The following is a 386-nucleotide window of genomic DNA, read 5'->3' as shown; positions in this document are numbered from 1 at the left end:
TTCTCCCGCCAGATCGACTTCGGCCACTACTCCGACGCGGAGATGGTCACCATCGTGCGCAACCACGCGGTCAAGGCCGGGTACGAGTGCGCGCCGCACACGCTGGCCGCGCTGGAGCAGCTGTTCGCGGGAGTCCCGCGCGACCGCACCTTCGGTAACGGCCGCTTCGCGCGGCAGACCCTGGAGGGCATGATCACCCGCCAGGCGGGCCGGCTCAGCCGGCTGGACGTCGCCGACCTCTCGGAGCTGAGCCTGCTGCTGCCCGAGGACATCGCCGCGGACCGCTCCGGCAGCCCGGTGTGAGCACCGGCCGAGGCCGAGACCGAGGCCCCGGGCGGCTGGCCCGCCCCGCCGCCGCGGTGGCGGGCGGCCTGGCGGCGCTCGCC

Annotated in this window: 1 protein-coding gene; it reads left to right on the top strand. The window is 75.4% G+C overall.

Annotation, left to right across the window (positions count from 1 at the left end):
* A partial coding sequence (locus tag BI06_RS53915; RefSeq protein ID WP_043473384.1) for a hypothetical protein occupies positions 1-303 on the top strand: 303 nt, incomplete at its 5' end.
* Positions 304-386 lie beyond the last annotated feature (83 nt).

The sequence above is a fragment of the Kitasatospora sp. MBT66 genome, assembly GCF_000710405.2.
In the GTDB taxonomy this organism is placed as follows: Bacteria; Actinomycetota; Actinomycetes; order Streptomycetales; family Streptomycetaceae; genus Kitasatospora; species Kitasatospora purpeofusca.
The sequence above is the reverse complement of the archived record's forward strand: the minus strand, read 5'-3'. Positions and strand labels throughout refer to the sequence as shown.